The sequence below is a fragment of the Micromonospora sp. ALFpr18c genome, from assembly GCF_008868155.1.
Lineage (GTDB): Bacteria > Actinomycetota > Actinomycetes > Mycobacteriales > Micromonosporaceae > Micromonospora.
Map to the genome: position 1 here is coordinate 1 of NZ_WBKR01000137.1, position 17,559 is coordinate 17,559.

The window sequence follows — 17,559 nt, forward strand, 5'->3', positions numbered from 1 at the left end:
ACTCGTCCAACGACGGCGGCAACAACAAGATCTGATCCGGATCGAACCGCCGAAACGTCTTCGCACTACCCACGACTGGTCAACGACCGACCACCCCGAACGAAGCGTTACTGACCCACGCTCCTAGCGCCGCTGCCCCCGACAGTGGCGGCAGTGCAAGCCGCCCTCGCCGATTCGACGCCACCGCCCAGCGAACCTGGCGCCGCCTCGACGGGCTCGTCGCCGCGCGACCGGCCAACCGTTGGCGGGGCTATCCCCCGAGCTGGGTTCGGTCTCACCGGGCTGGGGGCACAGGACGCGGCGCGAGGCCTGCTCGTCACCAGCCTCCTAGCTGGGCGTCATCACCCGGCCGTGTCCGTGGTCGTCACCCGACCTGTCCTGGCCGGGTTGCTCGGCCCCACCGCCGAAACGCTGGGCCCGCGCCTGCCGGGGCTGGCCCTCATCGACAATCTCGGACAGGCAGCCCGGTTCTTCTCCGGAAACCACCCCGGTCGTGGCCTGGGCGAACGAGACCCGGCACAACGGAATACACAGGAAGGCACCCGCCCACCCAGACCAACCCTCATCGTCGACGAGGCGTCCGCGACGGACAACGCCGAGACCCTGGCGAGTCTGGCCATCACCTCGGCCGCGGTGGCCGTGCTCGGACGGTGGCCGGCCGGCCAGACATGGCAGGTCGACCCGTCCGGGCGCGCCCACCACCTGGACGGCAGCGGGTCTGCCGGGCCACGGATGTGCGTTCTTACCCAGGTCACGGCCACCGACCTGCTCACCGTCATCGCCCACCCCGACCCGGCACCGCCAGAGCCTGGCGCCTCCGGCCCGTCGCGCAACCCTGCCCTGGCAGGCCGGTCCCCGCAGTGGGAGGTCACTGCCCAGGACTACCCCGTCCGCTCAGGCACCGACGCCCGACGCCTTCAGCTGCGCGTGCTGGGCGAACCGACGCTGCTGCTGGACGGCCACCCTGTGGAGATCCGGCGTAGCGCCGCGCTCCAAGTCCTCGTGTTCCTCGCCGCCCACCCCGACGGCGCCGACACCCGACAGCTGACCGACGCCATCTGGCCGGGCCTGCCCCGCCGCTCTCTCACCGGCCGCCTCTACACCACCCTCAGCGACCTGCGCGTTACCATCCGGTCCACGGCCGGGGTGGCCCTCATCGAGCACAGCGACGACCGGTACCGCCTCGACCCCACCGGCGTCACCGTCGACCTGTGGCACTTTCACGATGCGGTCCGTAACGCCACCACCGCCGTCGCCACCGACGCGGCGATCTGGAAGGCCGTCATCGACGCCTACCCCGGTGACCTCGCCGCCCGACGGACCTGGCCCTGGCTCGACCCGATCCGCGAGGCCACCCGCCGGCACGTCATCGACGCACACGCGACTCTCGCCAGCGCCAGCCCTGACGCCCGTCAGGCCCTGGCATGGCTGCAGGCCGGCATCCGCATCGACCCGTACAACGCCGACCTACACTCCCAAGCCGTCAGCGCACTCATCACCCTCGGCGACCACGACGCGGCCGACCAGCTGCGGGAGGACTACACCCGTCGCCTCGCCGCAGCGGGCATCCTCCCCACCAACACGGCTCTCACGACAGCCACCCCGACAGGCCAGCCCGCCATCCGCACCCGGTAACGCCCACCATCTTCATGATGGCCCCAGCAGGGGAGTCCTCGGTCGCCATTCGGGTAACGCAGCCCGATCACGGCCTCCGTCGCCAGCTGTCGGGCCATGAATGTCGCCCGGAGTATCGCCGCCACCCCGGCGGTGCGCAGTCAATCCGGCACGGTCACGCCCGGTACGACCTGCCGCCCTGACGCACGCACGAGCCACGGGGGCGCGCACAGAACTTGGACCATCAGGTCATCGTCTTCCGCGTCACCTGCGACCCCGAGCGGCTCCCGCCCGGCGGTAGCTGATCGCCCAGTCACCCATCCCGGCACTGTCCAGCCCCCGGCTCGCAAAGCCCCTCCAGGGAAGTAGCCCTCGACTAGCCCGTGGGCTGACCGTCCGCTACGGCCCACAGCGCTGACCTGCGCGTGTGAGGTCGTGTGAGGTGTTGTGAGGTGCTGTTAGCCACCAGCGACTCCCACCGGCACCCCGGCGGCCATAGCGTCGCCGTCAATCGCCTCACCCGCCGCCGGGCCACGCTGCCGTCGGGTGAACACCGCAGGACGGAGCATCCGCCGTAGGCAGGAGGGGCCGGTGTCAACCCGATCGACGCGCACCGCCGCGATCACCACATCCATCCTGAGTACGGCGACCGTGCCCGTCGTCCTTGCTGGCACCGGCGTATGGACGCCGACGCTGCCGTCACCGGCCGTCTTCCGGCAGTGGGTCGCCCAACCCATGACCAGTGACTTCCTCCTGGCCCTTACCGTTGCCGCAGCGGCGGCCCTGTGGCTGCTGCTATTCACCACCATCCTCCTGCGCGCCTACAGCGCGGTGGCCCGTTGTCTCAGCGGCGTGCCGGCGCTGCACGTCCCTGGTCCCGTGCAGGGCATCACCGCCGCGCTGCTGGGTGCCACCGCCGTCACCACCGCAGCGAGCGCCGCGCACGCCGCCCCGCCCAGCACCACCGTCGGCGACATCAACGACGACCATTCGGCGCGGCCGAGCGGCACACCCGTCCCGCGTCCGAACGCCCCAGACGCCGGGACGCCGGACGGCGTCTATACCGTGCGACGCGGGGATACCCTGTCCGCCATCGCCCACCGGTGCCTCGGCGACGCCAACCGCTGGCCGGAGATTTTCACCCTTAACCGCGGCACCCACTTCCCGCAGGTCGGCGGCACCCTGCGCGACCCGGACCTCATCCACCCCGGCTGGGCCCTGCGACTACCCGCCGACGCCACCAGCACGCCCGCATCGCCGACGTCACCCACCGATCCGCCAGGCAGGGGCACCGCGCCACCGTCGACGCCCGCCCCACCGCCGCCTGTCCAGCCGCCGACACCGGCGCCACACCACCGAGACGACGGCATCGCGCCAGGCGCACGCGAGACCACAGGCACCACCACGCCTGGCGACCAGGCATCCACCTCACGCGCCTCGACCACGCCCACCCACCACGAGGCGAGCGACGAGCCGGACAGGCCGACGCCGCGACCTGACCGCGGGGTCACACTCGACACCGGCAGTTGGCTCGACGCGGGGCTCGTCACCGCCATCCTCGCCGCCGTCGCCCTCATCTGGGCACACCGCCGCCACCGCTACACGCGCCGTCCTGTCTCGGCCGACCCGTGCCTCGACGACCCCGATTTGGCGCCCATGCCGGCCGTGATCCACCAGATCCGCCGCCGAACCATCACCGCTCGGCGCCACGGCGAGCAGCCCGCGACCACCGACCTGACCGATGACGGCGTGGAGCACTCCGAACGGCATAACCACGACAACCCTGACCCGGTCGAACCCGACGACGAGGACGAGTCCGGCACACCCCCATCCGTCGCGGAATGCGGGCCCCGCCCGCTGGTGCCGTCGGTGGCGCACCCGCTCGCCGTGGTCTGGCCGCCCGCCGGCTTGGGACTCACCGGTCCCGGCGCGGAGGCCGCCGCCCGCGGGTTCATGGCCGCTGCCCTAGCCGCCGGGGGCCTCGACGCACCGGACGACCGCACATGGCTGGTCATGCCGTCAGCGACCACGGCGGCGCTACTGGGCGCCGGTGCCGTCGCGCTGCCCCGCACGCCGCGGCTGACCGTCACCGCTGGCCTGGACGAGGCACTCGACCTGCTCGATGCGCAGACCCTGCACCGCAGCCGCATCGTCGACGCCCACGAGGTTGACACCGTCGCCGAGGCCCGCGCGGCGGACCCGACCGAGGAGCCGATGCCGCCGGTCCTGCTACTGGCCGACGCTGACACCTCCCACCAGCGCACCCGCATCGCCGCGCTCCTCGCCCAAGGCCAGCGCCTGGACATCCACGGCCTGCTGCTGGGCGCATGGCCCGACGGCGACACCGTCGTCGTCGCCGCGGACGGCACCACCAGCCGCGCCCGGGGGGAAGGCTCCCGCCACGGCGGTCACCCGGCCGACATCGGCCGGCTGGCCGTCCTCACCCCCTCCGAGACCAGCGACCTGCTCGTCACCCTCGCCGAGTCCCACACCGGCCAGCCGCAGGCACCCGCCCCAACCGAACCCGCCCGAGCCACCACAGCCGCACCCGACACGCAACCCCCTCCCGGCACCGAGTCCGCGTCACCCGACGCCGCCTTCCGCGAGGGCGAACACCTGCCGGCATCCAACCCGACACCTGTGACCGCCGCCCCGGAAACCACACCGGACAGCGCCGACAGGGAGAACATCCCGGCCGCCCAGGCAGACTCGCCCACCGACGCCCATGCCCTCGGTAGGGGCATTCCCAGCGACAGTGCGACCACGCCCGCTGTGGACGAACCGGATACAGGCGGCGCGGCCGATAGCAGCGAGGAGACCAGCCACGGTCGGGTCCAGGTCGCCGTGCTCGGCGCCGCCGCCATCGTCGACGTGCCGCCCGGGCCGACACTACGCAAGAAATCCCTCGAACTGCTCGTCTACCTGGCGGTCCACGACGGGGCCGCCTCCGCCGAGGCGATCCTCGACGACCTGCTCCCCGACGCCCCCGCCAACAAGGCGCCCGGCCGGCTCTACACCTACGTGTCAGACCTGCGCACCATCATGCGCCGCACGGCAGGACGTGGCACCTACCTCACCCACCCCCACCAGCGGTACGTCCTCAACCGCGACGCCGTCGACGTGGACCTGTGGCGCATGCGCGCCGCGATCCGCGACGCCAACCAGGCCACCGACCCGGCCGAACGCCTCGCCGCGCTGCGTCGCGCGGTCGACACCTACCAAGGGCACCTGGCCGACGGCGCCGACTACGAATGGATCGAGCCCTACCGCGAAGCCGTCCGGCAACAGGCACTCGACGCCTACCTCGCCCTTGTCGACGCCCTCGCCGACAATCCCGCCGAGCAACTCACCGTCCTGGACGCCGCGATCGGCCACAACCCGTACGCCGAAGAGCTGTACCAGCAGGCGATGCGGGCCCGCGCCGCGCTCGGGCACCTCGACGCCATCCGCAGCCTGCGCCGCGCTCTGACCCGCGCCCTCGGCGAGATCGACGCCGAACCCAGCGACGACACCATCACCCTGGCCGACCAGTTGGTCGCCCAGGTGCAGCGTCCCGCCCACCGACCCGACCTGCGGCCAGCAACCCGGCCCGACGACGGAGCCGCCGCATGACCGCCACACCCCTACCCCGGCACACCTCCGCCCGTACCGCGGAGATAACAGAGGCCGACCTCCGGCACCTGACCCGCCTGCGGTGGGCCGTGCGGGCGGTGCTCGCACTCGGCGTCGCCGCGTCGATCGCGGCGAACGTCCTGCACGCCCGGCCGAACCTCATCAGCCAGGTCATCGCCGCATGGCCACCCCTGGCACTACTGCTGACCGTCGAACTCATCTCCCGCGTACCCGCAGATCGCCGCGGCCTGGCCGCCGCCCGGCTGATCGCCGCCGCCGTTATCGCCGTCATCGCCGCCTGGGTGAGCTACTGGCACATGGTCGGCGTCGCCGCCCGCTACGGCGAAACCGACGCCGCCGCCTCCTACCTGCTGCCCATCTCCGTCGACGGACTGGTCGTCGTGGCCAGCATCAGCCTGGTCGAGATCGCTGGCCAGATCCGCACCTGCTCCGTCAGCCCGGCGCACGCGCCGACCGGTGCGCGCGACGCCGAGGAAGTCGCACCTGCGCCCCCGCGGAACGCCGCACGCGACCGGGGCACGGATCCCTGTCACTACGACATAGACCGACCAGAGAGCAACAGGTCCCGTACCACCGGCTCCTCAGTCGAGCCGGTCGAGAACTCCGACGAGCGGGACAAGGACACTCCGGGCGCTACCCAACAAATTGAACCGGACCCCTTCGGGGGTCAGAGACATGAGCCCCAACCGGATGGCCGCGAAAGCAGCGCAGAGATGCCGTCCGACACCGCTGGAGCCGTGGCCTACTGGTACCGCCAGGACCCGGCCCTGCACCCTGCCGACATCGCCACACGAATCGGCCGATCCGAGCGCACCGTCCGCCGGTACTGGCCACCCGCGCCGTAAGCACGAACCGACACGACACCAGCCGTGCCGCCGAGTAGGTTCGCGCTTCGTGACCGCCTGTTGTGCCGCGGGGTGTGCCAGGCAACCTGTGGACCCGCCGGCGCAAGCACCCGACAGGGTGCTGCTCGAAATACAGGATGGTGCCAGATCTCCAGGAGTCTTCCGCGGTTCAATCCTCGCGGTCGGTCTGGCGGCCCGCGTGCTGCCACGTCCGCGTCTGCACGAAGCACGACCGCGCCCGCTCCGACAACTCGCCCCGTGCCCGCACCGTCCGGCCAGCCGCTACCCCGGCAGCAGCAGCCGCCTTCGATCTTATCATCCTCACAAATAGATGATCAACAGGCAGCTGCGCCCACGTTGCACCACCCACTGCCACGTCCTACGAGGTCACACCGAAATCGGGCCTGTCGCGGTGGGTTGCGTCTTGCAGGCGCAGGCGCAGGCGGGTGAGGCCGAGCATGTCGATCAGCCACCGGGTCCGTCGGTGATGCCGCGGTCTGCGGGCCGGCCCGCGGTAATGAACGCCCACCTGATCGGCAACCGGCGCTGACAAAAACCTATCGATCCGATAGGTTTAATAGGTATTGGCCGGCTGTCGTGGATGGGCTTAGCGCTCCGGGGTCGGCGAACGGGTTGAACAGTGGAGGTGGAGGGATTGCTGTACGAGGACACTTCTCCCACATGGAGCGGTGGGTCGGCACGGGTTGCCGGTGATCCATCATTGCTACGCACGGGCGACGTGTTCGGCCCGTCGCCGGCCGCAGCGATTGGCGCCGGGACGGCCGAAACAGTCACCACTGGGCTGGCGGTGACCGCCGATCGGCCACCGATCAGCCCATCGCAACTGGAGGCCGGTGACCGAGACGCCACCCTGCGTGAGGCGTACCAGGATACTGAGAATGATCACCGTCGGACGACGCGATGGGCGTTGCTGACCCGTGCACTCCTGGATGAAGAGGCAGTGATCCATGCCTTCTATTCAGCTGGACTTACTGCGGACGCCGTGGGTCGAGGAACTACGCCAACCTCGCGGGCGTCAATTCTGGCGGGGGCCGGCCTGATCGCCGGGATCGACGGCGCGATGAAGTTGTTCAAGCCGGCGGCGGCACAATGGAATAACTGGAACGCTGGCGGGGCCATCGCTCCGGGCGCGCTGGCCCGCGGCGTCCTCGACTCAGCCCGGTTCTTCTTCCAGATCGGGTCACCCGCGCAGACCCTCGCATCGATCAGCGACCAGAGCGACACCAAGCTTCTTCGACTCGTCCGGGACGAGGCAAGAAACGCGGGCTATTACGCCTGGGCGGCGTCAGCAGCCAATTTCGGTTCGTTCGGCTGGAGCGTGCTGGATCGATTCAGTGCCTCTCATGGATCTGGCGCCGGTGCACTGCAGCGTGGGCTGGGGGCACTTCGTGATGCCATCATGGATCCCGCCGACCGCACAAAGCTGTTCGACGGGGTGGCAACGCTCGCTGATGGACTCGGCCGCTGGAATCAGAACCCGCACGCGATCATCGGCGCTACGGCTCTCCAATTGGGGCATTACGCTGTCGAGGAGATCCTGCAGGAGTGGACCCGGCCGGGCAGTCCATACGAGCGGTTCGCGCTCGCCTTCGCGAAGGCGGCCATGTACGGCGCCTTCACTGGTACAACTGCTCGAACATGGTCGTCGGCCGATCCGGCACTTTCTGATGCGAGTACACTCGTCGTACACCGTGACGGCCTCAATCAGTCTTCCCGCTTCTCCGCAGTGGCTGCCTTGGCAGCCGCTGCGGCCACCGTCGTCAAGGCCGGGAGTGTGGCGTGGTTGGATAGCACCGCCAGGTCTCATCAGGCAGTCGAGCTAGCCACGGTTGCCGCTGCGGCTAGCCTTCGCACGTCGGGACCAAACGGCCCGGCGCAGGCAATCTTGTCACCTCCTGCGGCCGTGTGCCAGGCCAGTAACTCACCAGGAATGTCAGGTATTGCGGCATCGGCGAAGCGGTTCTCTCCGTAATGTTCGCCGCAAATGTTTGTAGAGGAGATACAGACCCCGTCAAGGGTTAGGGCTATTGACGTGATCTCAGCATGGAGGGTTATTCAGCGAGGTTCCCGAGATCTACAGTAGGTGCCCGGAAATAGAAGACGGCTCACTCTTTAATGGGATTGAGTTACCACACAACAACCCGAGAAGAACGAATCGCCCGAAGGTGCATTACTCCACCGGGTTCACCCGGGGTAGCTGGCACGGCCCTGGCGTTGTTCCGGCTTGAGATGTTCTGTCCGGGTTGAGGGTCGGGCGGGGCTGGAGTTGTGGGACGATCTGTTCTTGGCGTTGGAGGAAGTCGTCGGTGTTTGGCACGTGCTGTCTCCTGGTCATTCGGGCGTACGGGTGGAGTCCGGGTCGGGTGGCTCGACGTCGACGAAGCCCCAGAGTCGGTCCATGACCTGGAGTTGCCGGGTGCGGTAGCGGTCGGCGAATCCGCGGCAGACCGCGGGCGGGACCGGACTATCGGCGTAGGGCAGTGTGGAGTGGCAGATGATGTATCCCGCCGCACCCCGCGCCTCGGCGACCATCTGCTTGAGTCGGCCGGGGTCGAGGTGCATGGGGTTGCCGGGCTTGAAGATTCAGGTGGAGCACTCGCGAGCGAGCAGGCGAGTCTTGCGCAGTTCCGGGTCGCCGACGCTGAGTCGGGGTGACCGGTCGGTACCCGGATCGTCGGCGGGATCGAACATGCTGTCCATCATCAACTCCTTGGCGTAACGGCGTGGGGCCCGCATCCGTCGATGCGGGCCCCACGAATCCGAGTGAGCGGAAGGCCTCGGCGCTCGGGCGGCGCCGGTGTGGCCTGGTCAGAGCCGGCGCAGCCAGGTCAGCACCGTGTCGATGTCGGCACGGCGCAGCCCGTCGTACGGGTCGACGGGGTGGAGCAGGGTGGGTACGCCGTCGCGGATGCGCTGGTCGGCGGTGGTGGGGTCCTTGCCGCCGAACTCGTCGTCGAGGACGGCGAGTGCCCGCCGCATGGCCCAGGGGTAGAGGACAGAGAGTTTGCTCTGGTGGCCGAAGCGGACACCGCCCGCGTGGACGGGGACGTGCGGCCAGGTGGTCGGCAGGTCGAGTCGTGGGGCGATCCATTGGGCGGCGAGGTGGTTCCAGCTGGTGCACCACACCGGTTGGGCGTGTTCGGCCAGTTCCCGCAGCCATGGGCCGTGGTCGGGGTGGAGCCAGACGGTGCCGGTGACGTGCTGCCCGTCGGGTCCGGGCCCGTCGTAGCGGTGTGGCTGGTAGCCGAGCGCTGCGGCGTGGGCCGGGTTGGCGGGGTTGAGGACGCCGTCGACGTCGAGGGCCACAATCGGCGAAAGCTCTGGGTGTGCCAGGGGTCGGGTGCTGGTCACGGCTGGGCCTCCTGGAGGGTGACCGGGTGCAGCGGCACGATGAGCCGGTCGGCTGCGCGGCCCGGTCCGTCGTCGGGTTGCCACGTGTCGGCGGTGGCGTGGGTGGGGAACGGGCCGACGGCGGCGAGCCAGCCTTGGGTGCGGTCGAGGAGCACGAGGATGGCGGTGCGGGCGTCGTCGAGGGCGGGCCGTAGGGCCGCGGCGAGGGTGGTGGGCAGGTCGACCCAGCCGGTGGCGGGTAGGGCTGTTGTTGCGGGGTCGTGCAGCGGCACGGGTTTGGTCACGGCGAGTGTGGTGCTGTCGAGCGCGAGCGTGGGGGCGAGGGAGCGGGCTGTTTCGGCGCCGCTGGTGGGGCCGTGGGCGGCGAGTTCGCCGCCGGTGTGAACGGCGAGCAGCGCGTACGGGTCGCGGATCTCCAGGGAGTCCAGGACTGCGAGGGTGATCATGTCCCCGGTTCCCAGGTCGCTCAGGGTGAGCAGGACCGGCCGTCCGTCCGGGTCGCGGGTCCAGGTGATCACGTTGAAGTGTTCGCTGGTGACGTCGGCGAGACGTCGCCAGGCGCGGTTGTCGGCGTCGAAGGGGTGGTCGTTGTCGGTGCCGAAACGCATGGGATGGGCTCCTTGTGATGGGCGGCGTCGTCTCGCGTCCGGACCTGGCCCACCGGGTCATGGGGGACGCGATGCATGGACGCTTCGATGGCGTGGGATGGTCAAGTCGCCGACCGGCGGCGGGGCCGTCCGCTGCCGGCCCCGCGAGACTTGGGGTTGCCGGCGGCAGCCCGCCTCTGCGGGGCTTGGGTACGTCGTTGGGGTGGCCGCGCGCGGCGCTGCCCGGCCACGGCCGTTGCAGCGCCGCGGCGCGGGGGTGGGACTGGTCGGTCGCCGGACGGCTCGGCTGGGCTTAGGCCTGGGTGAGCGCGGTGACGGCGGCGTCGGCGATCGCCGCGACGGCCTCGACGGGATCGGCGACAGTGAGGGTGGTGGTGTGCGTGAAGGTGTGCCTCCACATCTGGTCGGGGCCGGTCAGTTCGCTGTCGGCGAGCGGGTCGGCGGGGTGCAGCCACAGCACGGCACAGCCGGCCTGGTGCAGGGTGGTGACGAGTTGTTGCCCGGCGGGGATGTCGTCGAGGTAGCCGTCGGAGACGACGGCGAGCATCCGCAGGGTGCGGCCGTGGCGTAGGTCGAGGAGTTGGTCGGCGACCTTGACCGCTTCCGGGAAGGTGGCGGTGGCGAGTCCGGTGCGCATGGTCAGCACCTGCGTGGGGCGGGTGCGTGGGGGTACCAGGACGGTGGTTCGGTCGCCGAATCCGATGGTGGTGGTCGTCGCGTCGGCGCGGCGTGCCGCGTTGGCGAAGATCCACGCGGCGGAGGACATCGCGTCGGTGTAGCGGTCCATCGAGCCGGACAGGTCGACCAGGACGGCCAGGTGCAGACGGGGTTTCTCCGGTGGCAGCTGGGCGCGTTGTTGCCACGGGGCGGCGGTCGGGAGTTGCCCGGCGGCGATTTGTGCTTCGGCGGTGATGGCGTGGCGGGTGCGCAGCCGGCCGGGTGGGATCGCGGAGGGCCGCCGGCCGGGTTCGGGGTGTTGGGTGCGGGCTTGCCGCAGCCGGTTGGCGAGGTCGCGGGCCGCGTGGTGTTCCTGCTCGGTCGGGTCCCGGCGGTCCCACTCCGACGGTGGGTTGTGCCGGTGGGCCAGCTGCGCCGTGGCGTACTCGGCCGGGGTGACGTCGGTGGCGACGGCGAGGTAGTCGACGAGGGCCGCGGCGAGGCGGCCGGCGAATTGCCCGGCGTCCGGTACGGGGGTGTAGTGATGCTGGTCGGGGTCGATGCCGAGGACCTGACACCACCGGCGAGCCAGGCAGATCATGGTGTCGGCGTCGGTGTCGTCGCAGGTGTGGGCCTCGCGCCAGATATCCCGCAGTTGCCGCAGGCGTTTGCGTCCGAGGACGCCGGTGACGGCGGCCCGGACGGGGCGGACGTCTTTGCTGGTGACGATGCGGGCGTCGACGCGGGCCAGGAGCAGCGCGGCGAGTTGCCCGGCGTGCCACGCGTCGTCGACGGCCGCGTCCTCGGGGTGCAGGAGGGTTGTCACGACGTGGCGCAGCCAACGGCGGTCGCCCCGGCGGCGGGCGCGTTGGCGTCCTTCGGCCCGGGATTCCTCCAGCATGGCGGCGACAGCGGCGAGGATTGGCGGGGTGCCGGGCGGGGTGGCCCAGCGGCTGTGCGCGGCGTGCGCGGCGCCGTGCACGAGCAGCCCGTAGCCGGTGGGCACGAGGCGCTTGTGCCGTGCCTTGGCCGGGTCGGTGACGTCGGGGCGCTCGGCGATGTAGGTGGCGTCGACCTCGATCCGGTTGAGGTCGGGGTAGAAGCACTCGGGCGCGTTCCCGGCGGCGCCGGGGGCGACGAGGACAGTGAGGTCGGTACGCCCGGCCAGCAGCGGGACGTGCTTGGTCCACGCCGCGGACCAGTCATGCCAGTCGCTGGCGCCGGCCGGCGTCGGCGGTGCGCCCTGCTGTAGGTGGGTGCTGGGGTGTGACACGGCTTGGCTCCTTCCAGAAATCTGAGGTGAATGGCGGTTAGCGCTTGCCGAGGGCGAGCGCGGTGATGGGCGTGCCGGTGTGTCGGGACAGGGCGGCGGTGACGTCGTCGCGGGCGTCCTCGGGGGCGATGCCGGCCAGGTTGGCCAGGGCGGCGGTTATGCCCAGGTGGTCGCGGACCTTGACGAAGCCGAGCAGTTCGCGTAGCTGCGGCGCCCACATGGTCTTGCCGGCGGCGAGGTCGGCGTTGAGGTCGATCGCTGCGGCCACGACCGGTTTGGGGACGCCGAGTTGGCGGGCGAGGTCCCAGTCGGTGGTGACGTGCAGGTGGACGGTGAACCGGGAGGCCAGGGCCTCGGTGAGGACCGCGCCGTGCACGCCCGGGTTGTGGCCGGCGACGATGTAGAACCCGTCGACGGCCTGCACGCTCTCGTTGCCGTTCGCCGGGATGGTGATCACTGCGCGGCCGTCCATGGCCGGGTACAGGACTGCCAGGACGCGGGGTGGGATGAGGGTGGCGTCGTCGACCAGCAGCACCCGCCCCTCGCGCATGGCGGTGACGAGGGGTCCGTGGACGAACTCGTAGCCGCCGCCGGGGATCGGGTTGTAGGAGCCGAGGAAGTCGTCGACGACGGTGTCGCCGGTGCCGGCGACGGTGAGCAGGTCGGGGAAGGCGGCCTCGACCATGGCGGTCTTGCCGGTGCCGGGCGGCCCGTACAGCAGCACGGGCACCTGCTGGGTGCGCAGCCGCCGGAGTTCCTCGACGTCCCAGCCCTTGCCGAGCCGGCGCGGGTGGTACAGCGTCCCGTTCGGTCGCGGCACCGGCGCGGGCCGCGCCTGCCGGCCACCACCAGCACTGCCGCTGGAGCGGGTGCGGGGTGCGGCGGGTGGGAGGGTGCCGGCGGCGTCGATGCCGGCCTGGGTGATTTGGAAGCGGTGGTGCGGGTCGCGGTGGTGGGTGGCGTGCCCGGCGGCGGCCATCTTCTTCAGCGCCTCGAACACCGCCCCGGACGACGGTGCCCCGATCGCCCGGGTGATCTCACCGACCTTGAGAACCTGGTCGGCGTGGTCGGCCAGGTGCAGGGCGACCTTGCGGTAGAGGTAGCCGGCCCGGCCGGAGCCCGCCCCGGTGGCGGGAGTGCCGGCGCCGCTGGCCGAGGCCTGGTCGTTCTGCGGTGAACCGGCCGGCGGGGCCGGCGGGTGTGGTGTGGTCATGGGGTTGCCTCGATTTCAAGGGTCGGGCCCGCGCACCCGTCTCCGGGTGCGCGGGCGGTGGGTACCGCACAGCGGAGACGGGCGGGGCCAACCACGCCGGCCCTCATCGGGCCGGGCAGGTCGGCGACCACACCCCTGGTGGTGCTGAAGGGTGATGGCGACACGTCGGGTCGCCGCTGGTGCGTGCTGGTCGGTGTCGAGGCCGCGCGGGCGGTGTCGGCGCCGACGATGGAACCCCCGCCAGCCCAATTGATCAATTCGAATGGGCGCGCGGGTGCGGGATCGAGGGAGCGCCGGCTGACTACGCGTGCAACGTGAGGGCCGACAGCGATGCTGGCGGCGCGGTCGTGGTCAGTCGGCGCAGCCCCGTTCGCAGCCCTGCGGGTCGCACTGCTGTCCCTCGGCCATCCGGGCCAGGGCCAGCCTGTCGTCGCCGTCGAGGTCGTCGAGGAACGGCCAGCCGAACCCGTCGGCGAACGCCTTGACCTTGGGCGCCCCGTACATCGGGTAGCCGGGGTGGTCCATCGCCGCCACGATGTCGTCGCGGCCGAGGAGCCAGGCGAGTTCGCTGAGCTTGTCCACCGACCGGCTCGCCGAGTTGCCGCGGTGGTCGAGGATCTTCCCGACGGCGAATCGCAGGTAGTCCCGGGCGTAGGTCTCGTGGTCGACCCGCTGGGTCCACTCGCCGGGGTGTCGGGGGGCGATGACCTGGCGGACGTGGTCGAGGTCGAGTGCCTCCACGAGCACCTCCTCGCGGAAGCCGAAGATGTCCCCGCGGTCGGCTCGCAGAGCCCAGATCCGGGTGACGATCTCCTCTTGGGTACGGATGGTCACTGGGTTTCCTTCCTGTTGGTCTTACCTGTCGTGGGGTGTGTCGGATGCCGCCGCCGAATTCGGCTCAGCCTCGGCAGGCGCGGCGGGGTCTGGTTGGGGGTGCCGGCCTATGCCTGGTCGGTGTCGGGCAGGTCGCCGACGATCCGTTCGCAGGCGTACGGGTCGACGGCCTCCCAGCACCAGCTGCGGCCCATCACCACGTACCGGCCGTCGCCGTCGGGGGTGATGCGGTCGATGGCGTCCGGGTCGTCGGACAGGGCGCGCTGGTCGGCGACGATGACGTCGCCGTCGAAGGACAGGTCGGCCAGTTCCGCGTCGACCCGCCGGTCCAGGTCGTCGAGCGGCACGCCCTCGTCCCGGAGGCTCTGGCGGTGCTGGTCGCGGTGGCGCTGCTGGTCGGCGACGATCGCCTCGGCCACCGGGCGGGTGCAGGAGAACACCGCCCACCCGTTCCAGTGGTCGATCAGGGTGCCGACGAACCCGACCTCGATCCGGTCGTCGCCGTCGGGGCCGGTGGTGCGTGCCCAGTCGCCTGCGAACACGCCGACGTCGCCGATACGGACCCGGTCGGGGTGCAAGTGGGACACGTCGCGGCCGGTGGGGCTGGCCGCGAGGTGACACAGGTCAGCGACGCGGTCGGTGGCGGCGGTGTCGTAGGCGTCGCGGTAGACGGCCATCGCCTCGTCGCGCTGCTGGAGGCGCAGCCCGAACCAGCCCGTGGTGTCGCTGGTGGCGTCGGCGAACAGCTCCCACCCGGCGATGTCGACCGACTCTCCCGCTGCGGAGAAGTGGGGCAGGGCGTCGAGGACGGCGGGATCGCCGTCGTCAATGCCGGCCCGGATCCGGCGCGCGGCACGACGGGTGTCGCCGCCGGCGCGGGCGCCGATGGTGTCCTGCGCCCACCATTCTGCGGCGGTGCGTCCGGCCTCGGTGCCGGCGGCGCGCATCCGCTGCAGTGCGGCGGCCCATCCGGTGGCCTCGCCGACCAGGCCGCCGGGGCGAGGCGGGGTGGTGGTGACCGGTGCGATGCGGTCGCCGGCGTCGAGGCACATCGACAGTGTCGAGCCGCTGTCCCAGGTGACCTCGACGACGTTGTGCCGCTGGTCGTGGCGGCGGACGGTGCCGGTGTCTCCGGGGCGCAGCAGGGTGTGCGGGTCGCTGGTGTGGACCAGGGCGACACGCTGGCCGGCCTTATAGCTGGTCATGATGATCTCCGATCGGTCGTCGGGGTCGGTGGAAGGGCGGCCGTCATCGGCGGCCGACGCGGGCATGTGGTCGGTGTTCACCTGGCGCTGCCCGTCGCGTCACCGGTGGCGGGCTGCTGCGGCGGCCAGGGCTTGCGGGTGACGTGGTCGCCGAACATCGGATCGGTGGCGACCGAGGAGCCGCAGCGGGTGCAGCTGGTGGCGGTGTCGTAGCCGTAGCCGGCCATGGACGGCACCTCGACGTGGTCGATCTCGTCGACCGCGCCGCAGACGGTGCACACCGTTATCTCCGGGCCGCCGTCGTCGTCGGCGGGTTCGGTGACGAACAGGTCCTCGACCGGGTCGAGGTGGTGGGCGCTGTGCCGCAGCCAGCGGCCGTGGACCGTCGCCTCGTACACCACCAGCCGCCGCTGGTCGAGGTGCAGCAGATACAGCCACTCGACGAACCCGTCGAGGTTCTCCCGCAGCGAGCCTCGCCGGATCGTGTTGTCCTCGGTGACGACCGGGTAGCCCAGTCCGGGCACGGGCGGCTGCCGGTCCCAGCGCCGGTGCTTGGGGTTGATGGCAAGGGACCACCAGTCGCGGGCCAGCAGCGCGGCGGCCATGGCGTCGGTGTCGCGGCCGAACGTGTCGGTCCAGATCCGGCGCAGCAGCGGCACCAGGATCTCCGGTTTCTCGCCGAACTGGATGTAGCGGGCGGTGTACCTGCCGCGGAACGCGGCAACGCCGATCAGCGTGGGTGTGCTCACGTGCCTTTCCTCCTCAGAAATGTGTGGATGGGGTTGCGGCGGTCGTCCCGGGCGGGACGGCCGCCGAGCTTGGGTGCCATGGATCCGCCGGCATCGCCTCTAGGGCCTTGTGCCGAGCGGGGCGTTCTGAGCCGCCATGAAGGGCACCGGGTCGATCGCGCCGTTCGGGCTGGCATCGCCGTTCTGGTGCACCTCGTAGTGCAGGTGCGGGCCGGAGCTGTGGCCGGTGGAGCCGACGACGCCGATGGGCTGGCCAGCGGCGACCGGCTGCCCAACCGTCACCAGCGGCGGCTGGTCCATGTGGCAGTAGCGGGTGAGCAGCCCACCGGCGTGGTCGATGTCGACGTACCAGCCGCAGCCGCGCGTGAGAACGGGGTCGCCGTCGCGGTCGCAGCCCCATTCAGCGCCGGTGTCGGCGTGGACGGCGTTGCAGCGGACGGTGCGGACGGTCCCGGCGGACGCCGCGCGGATGACGGTGCCGCGCGGGGCGCTGAGGTCGACGCCGTCGTGGCCCGGCCGGTCACCGGTACGGAACCCCGACCCGACAGGGGCGAGGACCGGCTGCGTCCACGGGCCGGTGGCCCCGCACCCGGCCAGGCCGTCGGTGGGGAGGCCGGCGGTGTCGGCGATCGCGGTGACCAGCTGGGTGGCCGGTCCTTCCCATTTCGCGTAGGCGTCGGGGAAGGCGCTGACCTGCACGGCCTGGGCGGCCTCGGTGAGCGGCATCGCCTGCCAGCCGTCAACGGCCTGCAGCCTCTGGTAGAACTTCGTCGCCGCGTACTGGGGATCGCGCAACTGTTCGGGGGTGCCCCAGCCCTGGGAGGGTCGCTGTTGGAACAGGCCGACCGAGTCGCGGTCCCCACCCGGGGTGTTGATCAGGGAGGATTCCTGCATCGCGGTGGCCACGGCGATGACCCAGCCGCGGGGCGGGACGCCGAGGCGCATGCCGACGGCGGTGATGGTGGCGGCGTTGCCCACCTGCTCGGCGTTCCAGTCACCGATCGGAGCGATCCCGTCCGGAGCGGGGCTGAGCGCCGCCGACGAGGCGGTGGCCGTGACGCTGGCGGGCATACCGCAGGCACCGGCGCCGCCGCTGAAGAGCAGGGTGGTGGCCAGCCCGGAGCACAGCAGCAGGACGCCGGCGACCACGATGGCGATCCAGGACAGCACGCGGATGGTCATGACGGGTCACTCCTTCAAGGCAGGGCGGGCAGCGGGCGGGTGTGGCGCGGGGACGGCGAAGGCCGCGCGGGCCTGGAGAGGCGTCGCGCGGCCTTCGGGCGGGTGCGGGATCAGCGGGCGAGGACGGCGACTTTCTCGCCGTGCAGCAGGGGCGCCCCGTCGGGGCCTTTGATGTGGGCGTTGATCCAGATGCGGTACGGGTGGCCGTCGCGGTCGATGAGGCGTCGCCAGTGGCCGCGGACGACGAACCGCACCCGGTAGTGCCACTTGGGTTCGCCGTCGGTGGGTTCGGCGAGAGGGCTGGTGCGGCGCAGCATGACCACGCGGGTGTCGTGGCGGATGCTGGCGCGCACGGCGCGGCGGCGGGCGGCGCG

At 71.3% G+C, this 17,559-nt stretch carries 14 protein-coding genes and 1 pseudogene; 4 read left to right on the top strand and 11 right to left on the bottom strand.

Annotation, left to right across the window (positions count from 1 at the left end):
* The first annotated feature begins 351 nt into the window (after positions 1 to 351).
* From F8271_RS21750 to F8271_RS21765, 4 genes are all read left to right on the top strand, one after another.
* Positions 352 to 1,635 carry a BTAD domain-containing putative transcriptional regulator gene (locus tag F8271_RS21750; protein WP_151491675.1) on the top strand — a complete coding sequence of 428 codons (1,284 nt, stop codon included), beginning with the start codon at positions 352 to 354 and terminating at the stop codon, positions 1,633 to 1,635.
* Positions 1,636 to 2,205: 570 nt separating this feature from the next.
* On the top strand, positions 2,206 to 5,226 hold the full coding sequence (locus F8271_RS33305; protein ID WP_151491676.1) for a BTAD domain-containing putative transcriptional regulator: 3,021 nt from the start codon (positions 2,206 to 2,208) through the stop codon (positions 5,224 to 5,226).
* Positions 5,227 to 5,315: 89 nt separating this feature from the next.
* A complete protein-coding gene (locus tag F8271_RS21760) occupies positions 5,316 to 6,092 on the top strand; it encodes a DUF2637 domain-containing protein (RefSeq protein ID WP_370461943.1) in 777 nt (258 codons plus the stop codon).
* A 655-nt stretch (positions 6,093 to 6,747) separates the two neighbouring features.
* Positions 6,748 to 8,085, top strand: coding sequence for a hypothetical protein (locus tag F8271_RS21765; RefSeq protein ID WP_151491677.1), 1,338 nt, complete (start codon positions 6,748 to 6,750; stop codon positions 8,083 to 8,085).
* 359 nt (positions 8,086 to 8,444) lie between these two features.
* Here the strand turns inward: F8271_RS21765 and F8271_RS33310 are convergent, their stop codons facing one another.
* The 11 genes and pseudogenes from F8271_RS33310 to F8271_RS21815 all read right to left on the bottom strand — a co-directional run.
* Positions 8,445 to 8,675, bottom strand: coding sequence for a hypothetical protein (locus F8271_RS33310; RefSeq protein WP_225854677.1), 231 nt, complete (start codon positions 8,673 to 8,675; stop codon positions 8,445 to 8,447).
* A gap of 21 nt (positions 8,676 to 8,696) precedes the next feature.
* Complete coding sequence (locus F8271_RS33315) at positions 8,697 to 8,849, bottom strand: hypothetical protein (RefSeq protein WP_225854678.1); 153 nt, start codon at positions 8,847 to 8,849, stop codon at positions 8,697 to 8,699.
* A gap of 72 nt (positions 8,850 to 8,921) precedes the next feature.
* Positions 8,922 to 9,464 (bottom strand): hypothetical protein, encoded by a 543-nt coding sequence (locus F8271_RS21775; RefSeq protein WP_151491678.1) that lies wholly within the window; start codon positions 9,462 to 9,464, stop codon positions 8,922 to 8,924.
* On the bottom strand, positions 9,461 to 10,072 hold the full coding sequence (locus tag F8271_RS21780; RefSeq protein WP_151491679.1) for a hypothetical protein: 612 nt from the start codon (positions 10,070 to 10,072) through the stop codon (positions 9,461 to 9,463). Before F8271_RS21780 ends, F8271_RS21775 begins: the two co-directional genes overlap by 4 nt.
* 292 nt (positions 10,073 to 10,364) lie before the next feature.
* Positions 10,365 to 12,002 (bottom strand): VWA domain-containing protein, encoded by a 1,638-nt coding sequence (locus tag F8271_RS21785; RefSeq protein ID WP_151491680.1) that lies wholly within the window; start codon positions 12,000 to 12,002, stop codon positions 10,365 to 10,367.
* 37 nt (positions 12,003 to 12,039) lie between these two features.
* Positions 12,040 to 13,215 carry an AAA family ATPase gene (locus F8271_RS21790; protein ID WP_151491681.1) on the bottom strand — a complete coding sequence of 392 codons (1,176 nt, stop codon included), beginning with the start codon at positions 13,213 to 13,215 and terminating at the stop codon, positions 12,040 to 12,042.
* A 351-nt stretch (positions 13,216 to 13,566) separates the two neighbouring features.
* The gene (locus tag F8271_RS21795) at positions 13,567 to 14,049 is read right to left on the bottom strand and encodes a hypothetical protein (RefSeq protein WP_151491682.1); all 483 of its coding nucleotides are present in this window, start codon (positions 14,047 to 14,049) and stop codon (positions 13,567 to 13,569) included.
* Positions 14,050 to 14,156: 107 nt separating this feature from the next.
* Positions 14,157 to 15,254 carry a DUF4314 domain-containing protein gene (locus tag F8271_RS21800; protein ID WP_151491683.1) on the bottom strand — a complete coding sequence of 366 codons (1,098 nt, stop codon included), beginning with the start codon at positions 15,252 to 15,254 and terminating at the stop codon, positions 14,157 to 14,159.
* Between the two features lie 77 nt (positions 15,255 to 15,331).
* On the bottom strand, positions 15,332 to 16,003 hold the full coding sequence (locus tag F8271_RS21805; protein WP_151491684.1) for a hypothetical protein: 672 nt from the start codon (positions 16,001 to 16,003) through the stop codon (positions 15,332 to 15,334).
* A 99-nt stretch (positions 16,004 to 16,102) separates the two neighbouring features.
* Positions 16,103 to 17,185 (bottom strand): M23 family metallopeptidase, encoded by a 1,083-nt coding sequence (locus F8271_RS21810; protein ID WP_151491685.1) that lies wholly within the window; start codon positions 17,183 to 17,185, stop codon positions 16,103 to 16,105.
* A gap of 110 nt (positions 17,186 to 17,295) precedes the next feature.
* Positions 17,296 to 17,559, bottom strand: a pseudogene (locus tag F8271_RS21815) (hypothetical protein); the annotation flags it as partial.